Genomic DNA, 17,066 nt, shown 5'->3' with positions numbered 1-17,066 from the left:
TCTGTGTCATCAACTATTCCATCAGCCAGATAACTGACTCGTAGGGGCGCAGGGTGCAGGATTTTGGCTGCTCCGGGCTGTCCGGGTAGTTGCCAAGGAGCAGTTGTCCATTGCCGGTTGCCATACCGCTGGGGAGGGCAAACTCGGCCGTTTCCCCATAAAAATTGCTCACCACCAGCAGTGCCTTGCCCTGCCAATGGCGGGCGTAGGCCCAGAGACGCGGGTGGCCCGGCAGCAGCTCCTGGTAATCCCCCTGGGTGAAGATGGGGTACGCCTTGCGAAGGGCGATCAGATCCCGATAGTGCCAGAACACGGAGTCGGCGTCCGCCAGTGCGGCTTCTGCGTTGATTGCCGGGTAGTTGGCGGCGGGTTTGAGCCAGGGCGTGCCTTGGGTGAAACCTGCGTTGGGGGCATCGCTCCACTGCATGGGGGTGCGGGAGTTGTCCCGCGACTTGGCGCCCAGGATGGCGAGGATCTCGGCCTCGCTCATGCCCTCGGCTTGCTTGATGGCGAAGATGTTGCGGCTCTCCACGTCCTGATAGTCATGGATGCTGCCATAACCCGGATTGGTCATGCCGATCTCCTCCCCCTGATAGATATAGGGGGTGCCCTGCAGGCCGTGCAGGGTGGTGGCCAGCATCTTGGCGGCCACCACGCGATGTTCCCCCTCGTCGCCGAAGCGGGAGACGATGCGCGGCTGATCGTGGTTGCACCAGAACAGGGCCGACCAGGCCTTGCCGTGCATGCCGCTCTGCCAGTGGTTGAAGATGCGCTTGAGCTCGAGGAAATCGAACGGCGCCTTGGTCCACTTGTCCCCATTCGGGTAGTCGACTTTCAGGTGATGGAAGTTGAACACCATGGAGAGCTCGGAGCCATCCAGTGCGCCGTAGCGCTGGCAGTGCTCCAGGGAGGTGGAGGACATCTCACCCACCGTCATGGCGCCTACCGGGGCGAACACCTCGCGGCTCACGTCCTGCAGGAATTCATGGATGCGTGGCCCGTCTGTGTAGAAGCGGCGGCCATCGCCGCTGTCATCGTTCGGGAAGCGCTGATCCTTGGAGATGAGGTTGATGACGTCGAGACGAAAACCATCTATGCCTTTGTCGGCCCAGAAGTGGATGATCTTCTTCACTTCTGCCCGCACCGCCGAGTTTTCCCAGTTCAAGTCTGCCTGCTCGCGGGCAAACAGGTGCAGATAGTACTGATCCGTGGCGCTATCCAGCTCCCAGGCGCTGCCGCCAAACTTGGAGATCCAGTTGTTCGGCACGCCGCCGTCCACCGGATCCTTCCAGATGTAGTAGTCACGGTAGGGGCTGTTCTTGTTCCCCAGGGCGGATTGGAACCAGGCATGCTGGGTGGAGGTGTGGTTGACGACGATATCCATCACGATGCGGATACTGCGCTCATGGGCCGCCGCCAGCAGGGCCTCGAAGTCCGCCATGGTGCCGTAGGCGGGATCGATATTCAGGTAATCGGCGATGTCGTAGCCGTTGTCCACCTGGGGGGAGACGTAGACGGGGGTCAGCCAGAGGGCATCGACGCCGAGGGTCTTGAGGTAATCGAGGCGGGCCATGATCCCCTTGAGGTCACCTGTGCCACGGGCACCGCTGTCCTGAAAGCTCTTGGGGTAGATCTGGTAAATCGTGGCGCTCTGCCACCAGGGTGTCTGGCTCATGGTCATGTTCTCGTGTTGCTTGTCATGACAAGGCGCAGCACAGGGCTGCGCCTCGTGTTTTTCCGTCAAGGGTCAGGCGGCGGTCAGTTCCAGCTTGCCGGCGGCTTGCTGGCGTTTGTAGACCAGCAGGGTCAGTACGACGGGGACGACGATGGCCACCAGCATGGCGATGGCGTAGATGCCCCAGTATTGCGGCTGGATGGAGAGGATGCCCGGCAGGCCACCGACCCCGATGCCGTTGGCCATCACCCCGGCGAAACCGCAGATGAGGGCAGCACAGCTCGAGCCCACCATGGCGCACAGCATGGGGAACTTGTATTTGAGGTTGATGCCGTACATGGCCGGCTCGGTCACCCCGAGGTAGGCGGAGATGGCGGCAGGTACCGAGATCTCCCGCTCATTCTCCTTGCGGCTGATCAGGATGATGCCGAGCACGGCGGAGGCCTGGGCGATATTGGACAGGGCGATCAGCGGCCAGATCGGGGTGCCACCCATGCTCTGCATCAGCTGCAGATCCACCGCGTTGGTGGTGTGGTGGATGCCGGTAATGACCAGGGGGGCATAGAGGAAGCCGAACAGGGCGGCGCCTATGGGGGCGAAGGATCCTGTCATGGCAGCCTTGGCGGCAAAACCGACGCCTTCACCAATCCAGCGGCCGAACGGGCCTATGAGGGCGTGTGCGACGATCACTGCCAGCAGCAAGGAGATGAAGGGCACTATCACCAGGTAGAGATAGGCCGGGATGATGCGCTTGAGGTTGGTCTCCACCCAGGCGAGGAAGACACCCGCCAGCAGGGCCGGGATGACCTGGGCCTGATAGCCGACCTTCTGGATGACGAACAGGCCGAAGTCCCACACTTCCGGGGTCTGCTGGCCGATGCCGTAGGCGTTCATCAGTTGCGGGGAGACCAGGGTGATCCCGAGCACTATCCCCAGGATCTCGGAGCCGCCCATCTTCTTGACCGCGGACCAGCAGACGCCGACCGGCAGGAAGTGGAAGATGGCTTCACCCAAGAGCCAGAGGAAGGCGTGGACCTGGGCCCAGAACTGGCTGATCTCGGTGAGGGTGTGGGTGCCGTCGTCGAACATCTTGATGTCGCCGATGACGTTGCGAAAGCCCAGGATCAGGCCGCCTGTGATGATGGCGGGCAGCAGGGGCACGAAGATCTCCGCCAGATGGGAGATGCCGCGCTCCAGCGGGTTCATGTTCTGGCGCGCCGCCTGCTTGGCGCTCTCTTTGCTGGCGCCGCTCACGCCTATCTCCTGGGTGAGCGCCTTGTACCAGTCCTCCACCTCGTTGCCGATGACCACCTGGAACTGGCCACCCTGAGTGAAGCTGCCCTTCACCGCCGGTATGGTTTCGATGGCCTTGGGATCGGCCTTGGCCGGGTCATTGAGCACGAAGCGCAGCCGAGTCAGGCAGTGGCTGACAGTGGCTATGTTCTCCTTGCCGCCGATCTTGTCGATGAGCTGGGCCAGATGTTGTGCGTTGATCTTGGACATGAGTCTTCCCTCTGTGACTCTAGTGAGTTTGGTATGCATCACCCTGTTGGGCCAATCTGCGGACCCGAGCGTTCTTGGTATAGTGCCTATTTAGGATGCTACCAATTTTTCACGATCAAAATGGGAACGTTCCCATTTCGTGGTGAGTGTCACAAAATGGGTGAATCTTGCTCAATGGGAGGTGATGGCAGTCACAAGAGCTGGCTGGGGGCTATGGTGGCCTGGGGTGCTCTGCCTTGCTCTATCTGGCCGAGCAACTGGCGGGCCGCCTGCTCGCCTGCCCCCTTGTAGCCGAGATCCAGGCTGAGGGCGTTGGGGAACAAAAAACCGAGCAGGGGATTGTTGCCAAGACCGGTCACCAGCACCTCGCTGCGGCCCTGCTCCTGCAGGTATTTGGCCGCTCCCATGGCGAGGGTGTCGCTGGCGCAGACCAGGGCCTGGGTGCTGGGGGTGAGCAGCTCGGCCGCCAGCCGATAGCCGCTCTGCAGGCTGAGATCCCCGAGCGCCGTGCGGGCCGTCAGCCCCCGCTCGGCACAGTGGGCGAGATAGGCGTCGAGGCGGCGCTGGCCCGTGGTGAGATCCGACACGTCCACCCCGAGATAGGCGATGTCGCGGGCACCCCGTTGCTCCAGCTGGGCCAGCATGGTGCGCACGGCGCCGGCATCGTCGAAGCAGACGGAGGAAAATCCTGGATATTCCCGCGCCACCAGCACCAGCTTCTCCCGGTATGGGGTCATGGCAGCGTAATCGAGGTCATTGAAGGCGAACAAGATGATGCCGTCCACCCCGCGCCTTGCCAGTACCGCCAGATGCTCGCTCACCTTGGCGGGGGAGAACTTGCTCTCCATCAGCACGGCGTCATAGCCGCGGGCGTAGAGGGTCTCCAGCATGCCGCGCACCGCCTGATTCTCCGAGCTGGAATCGAGCCGCGAGACTATGATGCCCACCACCTGCTGGCTCTGGCTGCGCATGGCGCGGGCCGACTTGCTCGGCACGAAGCCGTGTTCGGCGATAACCTGCTCCACCTTCTCCCGGGTCTGGGGTTTGACCTTGGGATCCTGGTTGAGCACCCGGGAGACGGTCGACTTGCCGACGCCCGAGAGGCGGGCGATGTCGAGGATGGTCAGTTTCTTTTCCATAACGGGTGCTCGGGCAGGGGATTGCCCACATTGTTGTGATTAACCCCTGTGAATACAAGCCCATGGCGTTAGAATGACCGCTCCCCCCTCTCCATTTCGGCGACGGCCTGCCGCTCGCTACGCACAGGACGCGCATCATGGATCTGTTGGCAAGTCTGCACTTCTCCCTCTCCATCACGGGCCCCATCTGCATGGTGCTGGTGCTCGGCATCTGGCTCAAGCGCCTGGGCCTCTTGCCAGACAGCTTCGTCGAATCCGCCTCCCGCCTGGTGTTCCAGGTCACCCTGCCGGCCCTGCTGTTCCTCAGCATGGTTCGCACGGATTTCTCCACCATGCCGAGCCCCTGGCTCATCCTCTACGGCCTGCTGGGCACACTGGCGGGGTTTCTGGTACTCGAGCTGCTGGCCGCCCGCTTCATCGGCGAGCAGAAGTTGCGGGGCATCTTCGTGCAGGGCAGCTTTCGCGGCAACATGGGGATCATGGGGCTGGCCTATGTGCAAAATGCCTATGGCCCTGAGGGGATAGGCGCCGCCGCCCTGCTGGTGGGGGCGGTGACCGTGCTCTACAACATCCTGGCGGTCATCACCCTCACCCGCAGTCTGGGGGGAGGGCGGGGGATCAAGCCCATCCTCAAGGGGATAGTCAAAAACCCCCTCATCATCGCCATCCTCTCGGCGCTGCCCTTCGGCCTGCTCGGCATAGAGTTGCCGTCTCTGGTCATCAACACCGGCAACTACTTTGCCAACATGACCTTGCCGCTGGCCCTGCTCTGCACCGGCGCCAGCCTGAACCTCAAGGCCCTGCGCGGCGGCGCCGGCCTGACCGGCTGGGCCACCGCCAACCGGCTGTTCTTCATTCCGGTGCTGCTGGTCATGGGGGCCTGGGCGCTCGGTTTCAGCACCCAGGCCCTCGGCATCCTGTTTCTCATCAGCTCCACCCCGACGGCGGCGGCCAGCTATGTGATGACCCGCGCCATGGGGGGCGACAGCGTGCTCGCCGCCAACATCATAGCCACCACCACTCTCGGCTCGCTGGTGAGCACCAGTTTGGGAGCTGCGCTGATGAACTACCTGGGGCTGATGGGCTGATGGGGGGATGTGCTTGCGGGCAGTATCACCCCACGCCGCCCAGCGACGAGTTCCCGACTGGAACAGCGCTGATAAACCCGGGCCGATGAGTTGATGATACGAGACCCGCTGATTGTGGAGAGGCGGGGCTTGACCTTGCCGCTGGCGGCAGCTTTAGGCTGGGTTCATATCAAGAGAGGAGACATATCATGACTATCGAACTTATCGTATCCGGCATGTCCTGCGGCGGCTGCGCCGCCAGTTTGCAAAAAGCCCTGCTGGCCCAGGGCGCGGTGACGGATGCCAAAGTCGACTTCGACAGCAGCAAGGCCGTCATCGAGAGCAGCCTCAGTAAGGCCGAGATCGTCGCCCTGATCGAAGCCAAGGGCTTCTCGGCAGAGTGACCTAACACTATATAGGTAAAAATCAGACTAATATTCTGCTTACTTGTTTTTATTGGTGAGAATGATCACTTAAATTTCATTTAAAAAGAATAAAAATGCTGCAATCAACCATCCAGAAGGATTGCAGCATGACCCTCCCTATCCGCAAGACCCTGCTCGCCACCGTACTCGGACTGACCCTTTCCCCCCTGGCCATGGCCCTGCCCAGCGTGCACATACTGGCGACCGGCGGCACCATCGCCGGGGCGGGTCAGTCTGCGACCCAGTCCAACTACGAGGCCGGCAAGGTGGCCATTGAGACCCTGATCGCCGCCGTGCCCGAGATGAAGAACGTGGCCGAGGTGCAGGGGGAGCAGGTGGTCAAGATAGGCTCCCAGGACATGAACGACGAGGTGTGGCTCAAGCTCGCCAAGCGGGTCAACGAGCTGCTGGCCAAGGATGACGTGGATGGCATCGTCATCACTCACGGCACCGACACCATGGAAGAGACCGCCTACTTCCTGAACCTCACCGTCAAGAGCGACAAGCCTGTGGTGCTGGTGGGCGCCATGCGTCCGTCCACCGCCATGAGCGCCGATGGTCCGTTGAACCTCTACAACGCCGTGGTCACCGCCTCGGACCCGAGCTCCAAGGGCAGGGGCGTCATGGTTGCCATGAACGACACCGTGCTGGATGCCCGCGACGTCACCAAGACCAACACCACTGGGGTGCAGACCTTTGCCGCGCCGAACTTCGGCCCGCTCGGCTACATCCACAACGGCAAGATAGACTACCAGCGCAGCCCGGCCCGGCTGCACACCAGCAAGACCCCGTTCGATGTGAGCAAGCTCGACAAGCTGCCCCAGGTCGGCATCGTCTACAACTATGCCAACGCCACCGATCTGCCCGCCAAGGCCATGGTGGACGCCAAGTTTGACGGCATCGTCAGCGCCGGGGTGGGCAACGGCAACCTCTACCACACCCTGTTCGACACCCTGGCCAAGGCGAGCAAGGATGGCATCCGGGTGGTGCGCTCCGCCCGCGTGCCGACCGGTGCCACTACCCTGGACGCCGAGATCGACGACGTCAAGTACGGCTTCGTGGCCGCCGGCACCCTGAACCCGCAGAAGGCGCGCATCCTGCTGATGCTCTCCCTGACCCAGAGCAAGGATCCCAAGCAAATCCAGCGCTGGTTCCAGGAGTTCTGACCGCACATCATCGGATGGATCCCGCGGGAGGCTCAGGCCTCCCGTTTTCATTGCTCACGCCTTGGCACACTCATTGCTATGGATTGACTACTGTCCACAATGCTCTGGGAAGGATGAACGATGAAACGGTGGATCCAACATTTCTATCAGCTGAACCGCCTCAACTGGCTCATGGTCTGGCTGCTGCTCTGCTGCAGTATCATTCTGCTGTTCCCGGCCGGCCTGATGAAGGGCGCCGTCAGCCAGTGGGCCACGGCCCATGCGGCCTGGCTCGGGGTCGGCATGCTGATCGCCATCTCCTACTTCTGCAGCCAGGCCTTCCTGATCTTCTGGGAATGGGCCTGTGACGAGTGGCAGTCCCGTCGCCAGCAGGATCAGCTGGCCCAGATGATCGGCTTCCTCGACTTCAACGAGAAGGCGGTGCTGCGCGAGTTCGTGTTGCAGCGCAAAAGCGTCATAAACCTGCCGATCACCGAGCCTGCCGTCAAAAACCTGATGGACGCCGGCGTGCTCACCTACGCCTATGGCAAGCCGGTGCGGGAGAAAGAAGACGAGAACCAGATCCGCGCCCTGATGATCGCCCTGCCGGCACGGCCGCTGCTGACCTACAAGGTGCTGGGGCTGTCTCGCGGCAAGATGAGCGACGAGCAGGTGGAGCAGATCATGAACGCCAGACCCAAGTTCGCCCAGAAGAGCCTGCAGCGCTGAGCCTGCCGTCATCCTGACATAAAAAGAGCCGGGCATTGCCCGGCTCTTTGCTGTCTGGCGCCTTACTCGGTGCGCGCCTTGAGGTAGCCGGCGTAGTCCGGCACCTGCACGCTGAACGCGCGCTGCATGTGCGGGCTGTCCATGATGAAGTCTGCGGTCGCCTCGTTGGTGGCGACCGGGATGTTCCACACCGCCGCCAGACGCAGCAGGGCCTTCACGTCCGGATCGTGGGCCGCGGCATTGAGGGGATCCCAGAAGAAGATCATCACGTCTATCTTGCCCTCGGCGATGAGGGCGCCGAGCTGCTGATCGCCCCCCATGGGGCCTGAGAAGAGGCAGGTGATGGGCAACTGCGCCTGCTTGCCGAGCAGGGTGCCCGTGGTGCCGGTCGCATAGAGATGGTGGAGCTTGAGCTCCTCCTTGCGCCGCAGCACCCAGCTCAGCAAGGGAGCCTTCATGTTGTCGTGAGCCACCAGGGCCACCCGCTTGTGGGGCGCCATCTCACGTGCAATCAGTTCCATGGAAATCGTCCGTAGCATAGTGATAGGAGTAGGCCTGTATCCTAATCGAAAGCGGCGCCCGCTGTCTTGCCGGGCGCCGTAACTGTGATCACTTCGACTCTTCTATCCACTGCCGGTTCTTCTGTTCCAGCACCGAGATGGGCAGCATGCCGTATTCCAGCACCTGGTGGTGGAATCCCTTGAGGTCGAACTGGCTGCCAAGGGCCTGTTCGGCGCTCTCCCGCATCCGGATCAGGGCCAACTGGCCTGCCTTGTAGGAGGTGGCCTGACCGGTATAGGCCATGTAGCGTGGCACCTCGGAGCTGATGTCCCCGGCCCCCAGCGCCGAGTTCTCCTGCATGTAGCCGACGGCCCTGTCGTGACTCCAGCCATACCAGTGGATGCCGGTGTCCACCACCAGCCGCATGGCCCTGAGCATCTCCTCGTTGAGGCGACCGAAATACTGCAACTGGTTGTTGAAGGCAGGTGAGCCCTCGACCTTCACATCCCCCACCGCCGGATCGTAGAGGCCGCGTCCCTGATAGAGACCCATGTCGTGATCTGCCAGATACTCGGTGTAGAGTGCCCAGCCCTCCGCGTAGGCGGTATAGGAGGCGTTCGCCACGTACTGCGGGAAGTCGGGATCCTTGGCCGCCAGCTCCTGAGCTATGGTGATCTGGAAGTGATGGCCGGGGGCCCCTTCGTGGGCCAGCAGGGTGCTGATATTCCAGCTCTGCAGGCCATAGGGGTAATAGGTATTGAGGAAGAACTGCCCCTTGCGACCGGTCTGGGTGTTGCCGTCCTGATACCAGGCGACGCCGCCGTAGGGCGCATCCTCATAGGCGACCGGCACCACCTCGTAATCCAGCTTGGGAATGGTGCGCTCGGCATCGAAGAAGTCAGGCAGCACCTGGGCGGCCTTGCTCTTGAAGGCGTTGTACTCCCGCAGCGCCCGCTCATGCTCGGCCAGGGCCTGCTGTTGTGACTTGTTCAAGGTCGCGCCGGCCGCGTTGTCCGGGTTCAGACCGGCTGACCAGACCGACAGCGGGTTCTGGTAGAAGAAGCCAGGCTCGTTCAAGTAGCGGAAGAAGGCATAGATCTGGCCGCTCTGCTTACTCTGGGCCACGTCCTCGCTGTCGCACTTGCCGACGGTATGGCACACCTTGACCATGGCGCCGAAGATCCGGGTTACTTCGCCGAGGCCCAGTTCGTGCACCTCTTCCGGTGTCATCTCTGTGGTGGTGTGTTTCTTCAGTAGCCAGCGATACCAGTCGCGACCATCCGTCATGCCGCAGAAGCCATCGTCGCACTCGCCGCTGCCAAGACGCACCCCGTAGGTGCCGCCATGCTGGTAATCCAGATAGTCCCGCAGCGCCAGGTAGCGGCCGTTGATGCTGTCCAGCACGGCCTTGTAGTCGGTGCGCAGCGCCTCGTCGGCATCCCCTGGCAACTGCTGCCAGCCAAGATAGGATCCTGCGATCGCTTCCCCATCCAGCTTGCCGTTGAGCTGGGCCAGCAGCCGGTCCACCAGCTCGTCCGGCAAGGTGTTGCCCCGGGCGCTGCCCTGTTCGAACTGCTGCTTCACCTCGGCCAGATAGGCGGCATAGGCTTTGAGCCAGACAAGATGCTCCTGATACCAGGCTAGCGGTGCCGTGGTCACCCGTGCCTTAGCCTGCACCGGGGCTGCGGCCGTGCGGTCGAGATCCCGTCGCCAGTTTGCATCCCCGGGTGCGACTCGTTCGGCCGAGCTCTGGGCGAAGTAGTCAAAGCTGCTGTCGACAGTGCGTGCCGCCCGACCGCTAGCAGGCACGGCGCCGACCTCGTCGGCCAGGTCCACGACCCGGTTGCGAAAGTGATGGATAGGGATCTGGGATTGGGGCAGCTCATAACCTGCCAAGTTGATCTGCAGATCCCAGCGGATCATGTCGTAGAACAGCCTGTCCCGTTCGCTTAGCACACTAGGATCCAGGGCATCCAGTCGCTTGAGTAGGGAAGTGTCGAGCGCCTTGCGTTTGGCAATGCTCTGCTCGTCGATGGCGAAACCGTAGGGGTCCAGCGTCTGGCTCTCGCGCAGGGCCTCATCCATGGTCTGCATCAGGGTCGCCTTGGTGGCGACGGGATCCGCCGGTGCCTTGGAACTGTTGTCCTTGCAGGCGGTGAGGGAGAGGGCAATGGCGCACGCCAGCGCCACCTTGTTGAGTGAGAAGTGCATGGTTTAGTCCTTTAATGCATCGTTGTTATGAACTCCCAAAGGGGTTCCAATAGTGCACCGTCAGACCATCGCCTTTTGCGACTCGCTTAACATAAATAACCTTATTTTTCATGTTGATAGCTATGCTGAAAAGCTATTCATCCAGACATGAAAAAACCCGCCTGAGCGGGTTGTAAAGCGGCGATTCAATGCCATAACTATTCAGGATGATTCCGAATGAAGTTGGGATTGCTGGTAGTTTTCCAGGCCGATGCGATCGATGAGATCAAGCTGGGTCTCCAGCCAGTCTACATGTTCTTCTTCGTCTTCCAGGATCTCCTGGAACAGATCGCGGCTGACGTAATCATGTACCGATTCGGCATAGGTGATGGCGACCTTGAGGTCGGGAATGGCATCCATCTCCAGCGAGAGATCGCAGCGCAACATCTCGTCGACCGTCTCACCGATGCGCAGTTTGCCGAGATCCTGCAAGTTGGGCAGTCCTTCCAGAAACAGCACCCGCTTGACCAGTTCATCGGCATGTTTCATCTCATCGATGGACTCATGATATTCCTTGTGCCCGAGCCCCTTGAGGCCCCAGTCATCATAGATGCGGGCATGCAGGAAGTATTGGTTGATGGCAACCAGCTCATTGGCCAACACCTTGTTGAGGTGGGCAATGATTTTGGGGTCTCCTTTCATCGACATTACTCCTTATGTTCGTGCCTTATCGAGGCAGCGATCACTAGAGCTTAGTCCAGAAAAATGACAATAGGACATCCGACGAAGTGGCTCGTCTGAAGGAAGGGTGATCCAAGAGCGGATCAATGCAGAAAATAGAACCTTGTTATCAAGCCACTTTGTAGTAAAGCGGGACCTGATCCGAGTCAGTCTTGTCGAGTTCTGCGGCGATGATCTCCATGGCCATGCGGACACACTTGCCGCATTGAGCTCCCACTTCCAGCGACTGCTTCAGTTGTCGGAATTCGGTCTTGCCTGCCTGTACCGCCTTGCGGATCTGGGTATCTGTGATGCCGCGGCACAAACACACGTACATAGTTCTAACCTCATGCTGGAATGAGAAGAAATCTAAATGAGAATGGTTCGTAGTGCAAATACCGATTGGTAATAAGATCCCCCGCTTGCCAGCCATTCACCCCTTGGGGACAATGCGGCTACCAGATAGGAGATGATCATGCTCAAAAAACTGTTCAGTGCCCTGTTCAACAGCCCGGCTCCGGCCGCCGCCGAGGTGACGCCGACGGAATACGAAGGCTATCTTATTTACCCCGAGCCTATGGCAGAAGGGGGCCAATACCGATTGGCGGGCCGCATCACCCGAGAGGTGGATGGCGAGGTGTTGACCCACAGATTCATCCGCTCAGACCTGTTCGTAAACCCGGCCGATGCCGAGCGTTTCATGGTGCAAAAAGCCCATACCTTCATCGATCAGATGGGGGAGCGCATGTTCGAACCTCGTACCAAACCCGGCGATCACTCAGCCTCATGACATCCATGGAGTCGAATGCTCTGCGCCAGGCGTTGGCCCGCGTGGGTGAGCGGCGCCTGATCTGGTTGGAGGGGAATGAGGCTGACTGCATTACCCGCGCCTTGCCCTGGCTGGGGGAGGCAGTGTTCTGGCTGGGGGAGGGGCCTGCCGAGCATGCGCCGCTACCCGCCGCCAAGGCGCTGCAGCGTCTCGGTCAGGAGTGCGATACGCTCGTGTTCAACGCCTTCAGCGGTTTTCATCCCGATGCTTTCGGCGCTCTGGCGGGCGCCCTGCGTGCCGGTGGCCTGCTGATATTGCTGACCCCCCCAAGGGAGCAGTGGCCCAGCTATCCGGATCCGGACAGGTTACGACTGGTGGCCCAACCGGAAGATGCCGAGCGGGCGGGGCAGGGGTTCATCACCCGACTAGTGCGCTTGCTGGCAGCCGATCCCGCTACGTCATTGAATCCTGTTAGCGGAAATGATCAGTGGCAGCCGCTGGGGCAGGATCGTCTGCTGAGTGAGGATCAGGCCATTGCCCTGCCCGCCATTCACAAGGTGCTGCACGGTCATCGCCGCCGCCCTCTGGTGCTCAGTGCGGATCGGGGTCGTGGCAAGAGCGCCCTGCTTGGCCTCGCCGCAGCTGACCTGCTGCGCCAGGACCCGAGTCTGCAAATCGTGGTGACAGCCCCGTCTCAGGCCACCGTTGCCACCCTCTTTGCGCATGCCGCCAAGGCCTTGAACGTCGATCCGGAACAGCTGGCGGGATTGACATATGTGTCACCGGATCGGCTGGTTCAGGGGGATCTGCAGCCGGATCTGCTGTTGGTGGATGAGGCCGCCGCCATTCCGACGCCCTTGCTGGAAGCCATGCTGGCCCATCACAGCCGCATCGTCTTCGCCACGACGGAACATGGTTATGAGGGAACCGGGCGGGGTTTTCATCTGCGTTTCAAACGGGTTCTGGATCGGCAGGTACCGGATTGGCAGGAACTGCACCTGAGCGAGCCAATCCGCTGGAGCTGCCACGACCCCCTGGAGCCACTGGTGTTTCGACTGCTGGGTCTCGATGTGGATATCCAGTCGCCGCCCAGCCCGGTCAATCCAGGCTGGCGGCAGATCGCACAAGATGAGCTGGTCGAAGATGAGGCCTTGCTCCATCTGGTGTTCGGCTTGCTGGTGCTGGCTCACTATCAGACCAGTCCGAGCGATCTGCGATACCTGCTGGAGAGCCCGGATCTCGACATCCATCTGCTGGAGCAGGACCAGAGCCTGCTCGGGGTGGCGTTGGTGGTGCGAGAGGGCAAGATAGATCCCGTCCTGGCTCAGGACATCTGGGCGGGGCGAAGACGCCCCCGTGGTCATCTGCTACCCCAATCACTGCTGGCCCACGCCGGATTCATCACGGCAGGGGAGCGCAGCTATGCCAGGATGATGCGCATCGCCGTTCATCCCAGCCTGCATCGCCATGGATTGGGCTCCTTGCTGCTGGGTAAACTGGAGACCCATTACCGGGCCCTCGGCTTTGACTATCTGGGCTCGGCGTTCTCGGCCAGTGCTGACTTGCTACCATTCTGGCACCAGGCCGGGCTGACGGTGCTGCGTATCGGCCTGCAGCGAGACGCTGCCAGCGGCAGTCATGCGGCCCTGCTGCTCAAGGCCTTGAACAGGGCTCGCGAGCCCGAGCTGGCACAATGGCGGCAGAGGTTTGTGCGCCAGTTGCCGACCCTGTTGGTGGGTGCACTCAAGGAGCTGGATACCGAGCTGGTCTGGCAGTGCCTGAGAGAGGGTATTGCGATTCAAGGGTCCGAACTGGACGAGTTTGAGGCTCTGGAGCTCGACTGCTTTGCCCATCATCACAAGCCATTCGAGTTGTGCCAGGCAAGTCTCCAGCGTTGGTTATTTGCCAAGACGAGCGTCCTCGATGAGCTGACCCCTGACGAGCGCCGACTGTTGATCGCCACCATCTGGCAGTACGCGCCTTGGGCCCAGGTGGGGAAGGCGCTGCGACTGGCAGGCAAGCCTGCGCTGGTCAAGGCCTTGCGTAGTCTGGTGGCCCGGCTGCTGGATAAAGGGCTGCTCGCCAGCTGATCACGACCAGTGGAGATTTAATCAGTACAGCGAAGGACCAGGTTGAATATCCAATCTCATGCTGGGGTTGGGTGGTGTTTTCCTCTCTATGGGAGCGGCCAGGCCATCAGTGCTTGGCCGCTTTGCTATTCAGGTCGCGATATACGCGATATAAGAGTGCCCCTGTCTGGACCACTTGCTCCCAATTCATATCCGCTATACCCAACTGCTCTGATGAGTCCCTCATTGGTCTGGGGCATTTTGGTTTTTTTGGAATATGGACTAATACTTGAATGTGAGTGTGATTTTAATAAATGCATTATTTTCAGATGGTTAGCATTATCCGTGGTTAATGTAAGCCATCTTTTCTAACGTGCACAGGGAGTGCAATGTGGGAAAAAATGCAATTAACCATGGCGCATGGGTGATGTTGCTTGCGAGCGGCGCTGTTTCTGCCAGCGAAATAACCTTCAACATGACGCGCGGGGCCACCGCTATCAGTCAGCAGGTTTATGACCTGCACATGACGATCTTCTATATCTGCTGCCTGATCGGGCTACTGGTGTTTGGGGCCATGCTCTGGTCCATCGTCCGTCACCGAAAGTCTCGTGGCGCCAAGGCGGCTCAGTTTCACGAGAGTACCCGCATCGAACTCCTTTGGACTGCCATTCCCGTGCTGATCCTGGTGGCCATGGCGGTGCCTGCCACCTCGACCCTGCTGAAGATGGAAGACACCTCCAAGGCCGATCTGACCGTGCTGGTCACCGGCTCCCAGTGGAAGTGGCATTACAAATACCTCGAGCATCCGGTGGAGTTCTACTCCCTGCTGGCCACCGACAGGAAACAGATCAAGGGCGAGCAGCCCAAGGGTGACCACTACTTGCAGGAGGTCGATCAGCCGCTGGTGCTGCCGGTTGGCAAGAAGATCCGCTTCCTGATGACTTCCGACGATGTCATCCACTCCTGGTGGGTGCCTGCCTTTGCGGTGAAGCGGGATGCGAATCCCGGCTACATCAACGAATCCTGGACCAAGATAGATAAACCCGGCACCTACCGGGGACAGTGTGCCGAGCTGTGCGGCAAGGATCATGGCTTCATGCCCATAGTGGTAGTGGCAAAGCCCGCCGAGGAGTTTGATGGCTGGATCGCCAAGACGGCTGAAACGCAGGCCGCCGCCAAGGCGCAGCAACAAGATCTGGCGAGCCAGACCATGACCCTGCCCCAGGCTATGGAAATCGGAGAGAAGGTATTCCTCGGTCACTGCGCCGCCTGCCATCAGCCCGCCGGAACCGGGCTACCCGGCATCTTCCCCGCTCTCAAGGGCAGCAAGGTCACCACCCTGGCGGAGAACCGGAACCATCATCTGGATCTGGTGCTGCATGGCAAGAGCGGGACGGCCATGCTCGGTTTTGGCAAACAGCTCAGCCTGCAGGAGGTTGCCGCCGTGGTGACTTACGAGCGCAACGCTTGGGGCAACAACACGGGTGATGTGGTTCAGGCTGCAGAGGTGCAGTCCCTTATTAAGCAGGACAAATAGGAGTCGGCATGAGTGATGGAATCACGGATACCCTGCACGCAGACCACTCCCACGGACCCGCAGCGGGTCTGAGACGCTGGTTATACACCACGAATCACAAAGACATCGGCACCCTCTATCTGCTGTTCGCCCTGACCATGTTCTTTACCGGTGGCACCATGGCCATGGTGATCCGCGCCGAGTTGTTCCAGCCAGGCTTGCAGTTGGTCGAGCCCCTATTCTTCAACCAGATGACCACGGTGCATGGCCTGGTCATGGTGTTTGGCGCCGTGATGCCCGCCTTTACTGGCTTGGCCAACTGGTTGATCCCCATGATGATAGGGGCACCGGACATGGCGCTGCCTAGGATGAACAACTGGAGCTTCTGGATCCTGCCGTTTGCCTTCCTGATCCTGTTATCGAGCCTGTTTATGGAGGGTGGTGGTCCGAGTTCTGGCTGGACCTTCTATGCCCCCTTGTCGACCAAGTACAGCGGCAACAGCACGGCGCTGTTCGTGTTCGCCATCCATATCATGGGGATCTCCTCCATCATGGGGGCCATTAATGTCATAGTGACCATCTTCAACCTGCGGGCGCCGGGCATGGGGTGGATGAAGATGCCGCTGTTTGTCTGGACCTGGCTCATCACGGCCTTCTTGCTCATCGCTGTCATGCCGGTATTGGCGGCCGCAGTGACCATGGTACTGACCGATAAATACTTCGGTACCAGCTTCTTCGATGCGGCGGGGGGCGGGGATCCCGTGATGTTCCAGCATATCTTCTGGTTCTTTGGTCACCCCGAGGTCTACATCATGATATTGCCGGCCTTTGGCATCGTCTCCAGCATCATTCCGACCTTCTCCCGCAAGAAGTTATTTGGCTATCGATCCATGGTCTATGCCACCAGCAGCATAGCCCTGCTGTCCTTCATGGTGTGGGCTCATCACATGTTCACCACGGGCCTGCCCGTGGTGGCCGAGCTGTTCTTCATGTACACCACCATGCTGATCGCGGTGCCGACCGGCGTAAAAGTCTTTAACTGGATTGCCACCATGTGGCGGGGCTCGTTGACCTTCGAGACCCCCATGCTGTTTGCCATCGCCTTTATCACCCTGTTCACCATTGGCGGCTTCTCGGGGCTGATGCTGGCCATGACACCGGCGGACTTCCAATATCACGATACCTATTTCGTGGTGGCTCACTTCCACTATGTGCTGGTGACCGGGGCCGTATTTTCAATATTGGCCGCCGCTTATTACTGGCTGCCGAAATGGACAGGGCACATGTATGACGAACGGCTGGGGCAGTGGCATTTCTGGTGCTCGCTCATTTCGGTCAACATGCTGTTCTTCCCCATGCACTTCGTCGGGCTGGCGGGCATGCCCCGCCGTATTCCGGATTACGCACTGCAGTTTGCGGACTTCAATATGTTTATCAGCCTGGGTGGCTTCGCCTTCGGACTCTCGCAACTGCTGTTCGTCTGGGGAGTGATCAAGTGCATCAGAGGAGGCCAACCGGCGAGCGCTCAGGTGTGGGAGGGGGCGGAAGGGCTGGAGTGGACTCTGCCGTCGCCCCCTCCCTATCACAGTTTCAAGACGCCACCACAGGTGGACTAGGG

At 60.5% G+C, this 17,066-nt stretch carries 15 protein-coding genes; 8 read left to right on the top strand and 7 right to left on the bottom strand.

The genetic code is table 11. The features are described from left to right. Positions 1-13: 13 nt before the first annotated feature. The 3 genes from treC to treR all read right to left on the bottom strand — a co-directional run bounded on the left by treC (position 14) and on the right by treR (position 4,317). Positions 14-1,675: an alpha,alpha-phosphotrehalase gene (treC, locus tag CUC44_RS14190; protein WP_100860698.1), complete on the bottom strand. Its 1,662-nt coding sequence runs from the start codon at positions 1,673-1,675 to the stop codon at positions 14-16. A 72-nt stretch (positions 1,676-1,747) separates the two neighbouring features. Next, positions 1,748-3,178 (bottom strand): PTS trehalose transporter subunit IIBC, encoded by a 1,431-nt coding sequence (gene treB / locus CUC44_RS14185; RefSeq protein ID WP_167388913.1) that lies wholly within the window; start codon positions 3,176-3,178, stop codon positions 1,748-1,750. 191 nt (positions 3,179-3,369) lie between these two features. After that, positions 3,370-4,317, bottom strand: coding sequence for a trehalose operon repressor TreR (gene treR, locus CUC44_RS14180; RefSeq protein ID WP_100860568.1), 948 nt, complete (start codon positions 4,315-4,317; stop codon positions 3,370-3,372). A 137-nt stretch (positions 4,318-4,454) separates the two neighbouring features. Here treR and CUC44_RS14175 point away from each other — a divergent pair, with 137 nt between their 5' ends. From CUC44_RS14175 to CUC44_RS14160, 4 genes are all read left to right on the top strand, one after another. Beyond that, positions 4,455-5,405, top strand: a complete 951-nt coding sequence (locus CUC44_RS14175) for an AEC family transporter (protein ID WP_100860567.1) — start codon at positions 4,455-4,457, stop codon at positions 5,403-5,405. A gap of 188 nt (positions 5,406-5,593) precedes the next feature. Then, positions 5,594-5,788: a heavy-metal-associated domain-containing protein gene (locus tag CUC44_RS14170; protein WP_100860566.1), complete on the top strand. Its 195-nt coding sequence runs from the start codon at positions 5,594-5,596 to the stop codon at positions 5,786-5,788. A 128-nt stretch (positions 5,789-5,916) separates the two neighbouring features. After that, positions 5,917-6,975, top strand: coding sequence for an L-asparaginase 2 (ansB, locus tag CUC44_RS14165; protein ID WP_100860697.1), 1,059 nt, complete (start codon positions 5,917-5,919; stop codon positions 6,973-6,975). Between the two features lie 120 nt (positions 6,976-7,095). Next, on the top strand, positions 7,096-7,683 hold the full coding sequence (locus CUC44_RS14160) for a superinfection exclusion B family protein (RefSeq protein ID WP_100860565.1): 588 nt from the start codon (positions 7,096-7,098) through the stop codon (positions 7,681-7,683). Positions 7,684-7,745: 62 nt separating this feature from the next. Here CUC44_RS14160 and CUC44_RS14155 read toward each other — a convergent pair whose 3' ends face one another. From CUC44_RS14155 to CUC44_RS14140, 4 genes are all read right to left on the bottom strand, one after another. Then, on the bottom strand, positions 7,746-8,204 hold the full coding sequence (locus tag CUC44_RS14155; RefSeq protein ID WP_100860564.1) for a methylglyoxal synthase: 459 nt from the start codon (positions 8,202-8,204) through the stop codon (positions 7,746-7,748). 88 nt (positions 8,205-8,292) lie between these two features. Beyond that, positions 8,293-10,395, bottom strand: a complete 2,103-nt coding sequence (locus CUC44_RS14150) for a DUF885 domain-containing protein (protein WP_100860563.1) — start codon at positions 10,393-10,395, stop codon at positions 8,293-8,295. A gap of 201 nt (positions 10,396-10,596) precedes the next feature. Beyond that, entirely contained in the window at positions 10,597-11,076 is a 480-nt protein-coding gene (bfr, locus tag CUC44_RS14145; RefSeq protein ID WP_100860562.1) for a bacterioferritin, read from the bottom strand. A gap of 148 nt (positions 11,077-11,224) precedes the next feature. Beyond that, a complete protein-coding gene (locus tag CUC44_RS14140; protein WP_167388912.1) occupies positions 11,225-11,431 on the bottom strand; it encodes a bacterioferritin-associated ferredoxin in 207 nt (68 codons plus the stop codon). A gap of 138 nt (positions 11,432-11,569) precedes the next feature. Here CUC44_RS14140 and CUC44_RS14135 point away from each other — a divergent pair, with 138 nt between their 5' ends. The 4 genes from CUC44_RS14135 (at position 11,570) to ctaD (ending at position 17,064) form a co-directional block, all read left to right on the top strand. Further along, positions 11,570-11,884 carry an HlyU family transcriptional regulator gene (locus tag CUC44_RS14135; protein ID WP_100860696.1) on the top strand — a complete coding sequence of 105 codons (315 nt, stop codon included), beginning with the start codon at positions 11,570-11,572 and terminating at the stop codon, positions 11,882-11,884. After that, positions 11,881-13,953 carry a tRNA(Met) cytidine acetyltransferase TmcA gene (locus tag CUC44_RS14130; protein ID WP_100860560.1) on the top strand — a complete coding sequence of 691 codons (2,073 nt, stop codon included), beginning with the start codon at positions 11,881-11,883 and terminating at the stop codon, positions 13,951-13,953. Before CUC44_RS14135 ends, CUC44_RS14130 begins: the two co-directional genes overlap by 4 nt. Before the next feature lie 406 nt (positions 13,954-14,359). Then, on the top strand, positions 14,360-15,469 hold the full coding sequence (gene coxB, locus CUC44_RS14125; RefSeq protein ID WP_100860559.1) for a cytochrome c oxidase subunit II: 1,110 nt from the start codon (positions 14,360-14,362) through the stop codon (positions 15,467-15,469). A gap of 8 nt (positions 15,470-15,477) precedes the next feature. Next, entirely contained in the window at positions 15,478-17,064 is a 1,587-nt protein-coding gene (gene ctaD / locus CUC44_RS14120) for a cytochrome c oxidase subunit I (protein WP_100860558.1), read from the top strand. Positions 17,065-17,066: the final 2 nt, after the last annotated feature.

Source organism: Aeromonas lusitana, from assembly GCF_002812985.1.
Classification (GTDB): Bacteria; Pseudomonadota; Gammaproteobacteria; order Enterobacterales; family Aeromonadaceae; genus Aeromonas; species Aeromonas lusitana.
Note: the sequence above shows the minus strand (reverse complement) of the source record. Positions and strands in the feature narration are given on the sequence as shown.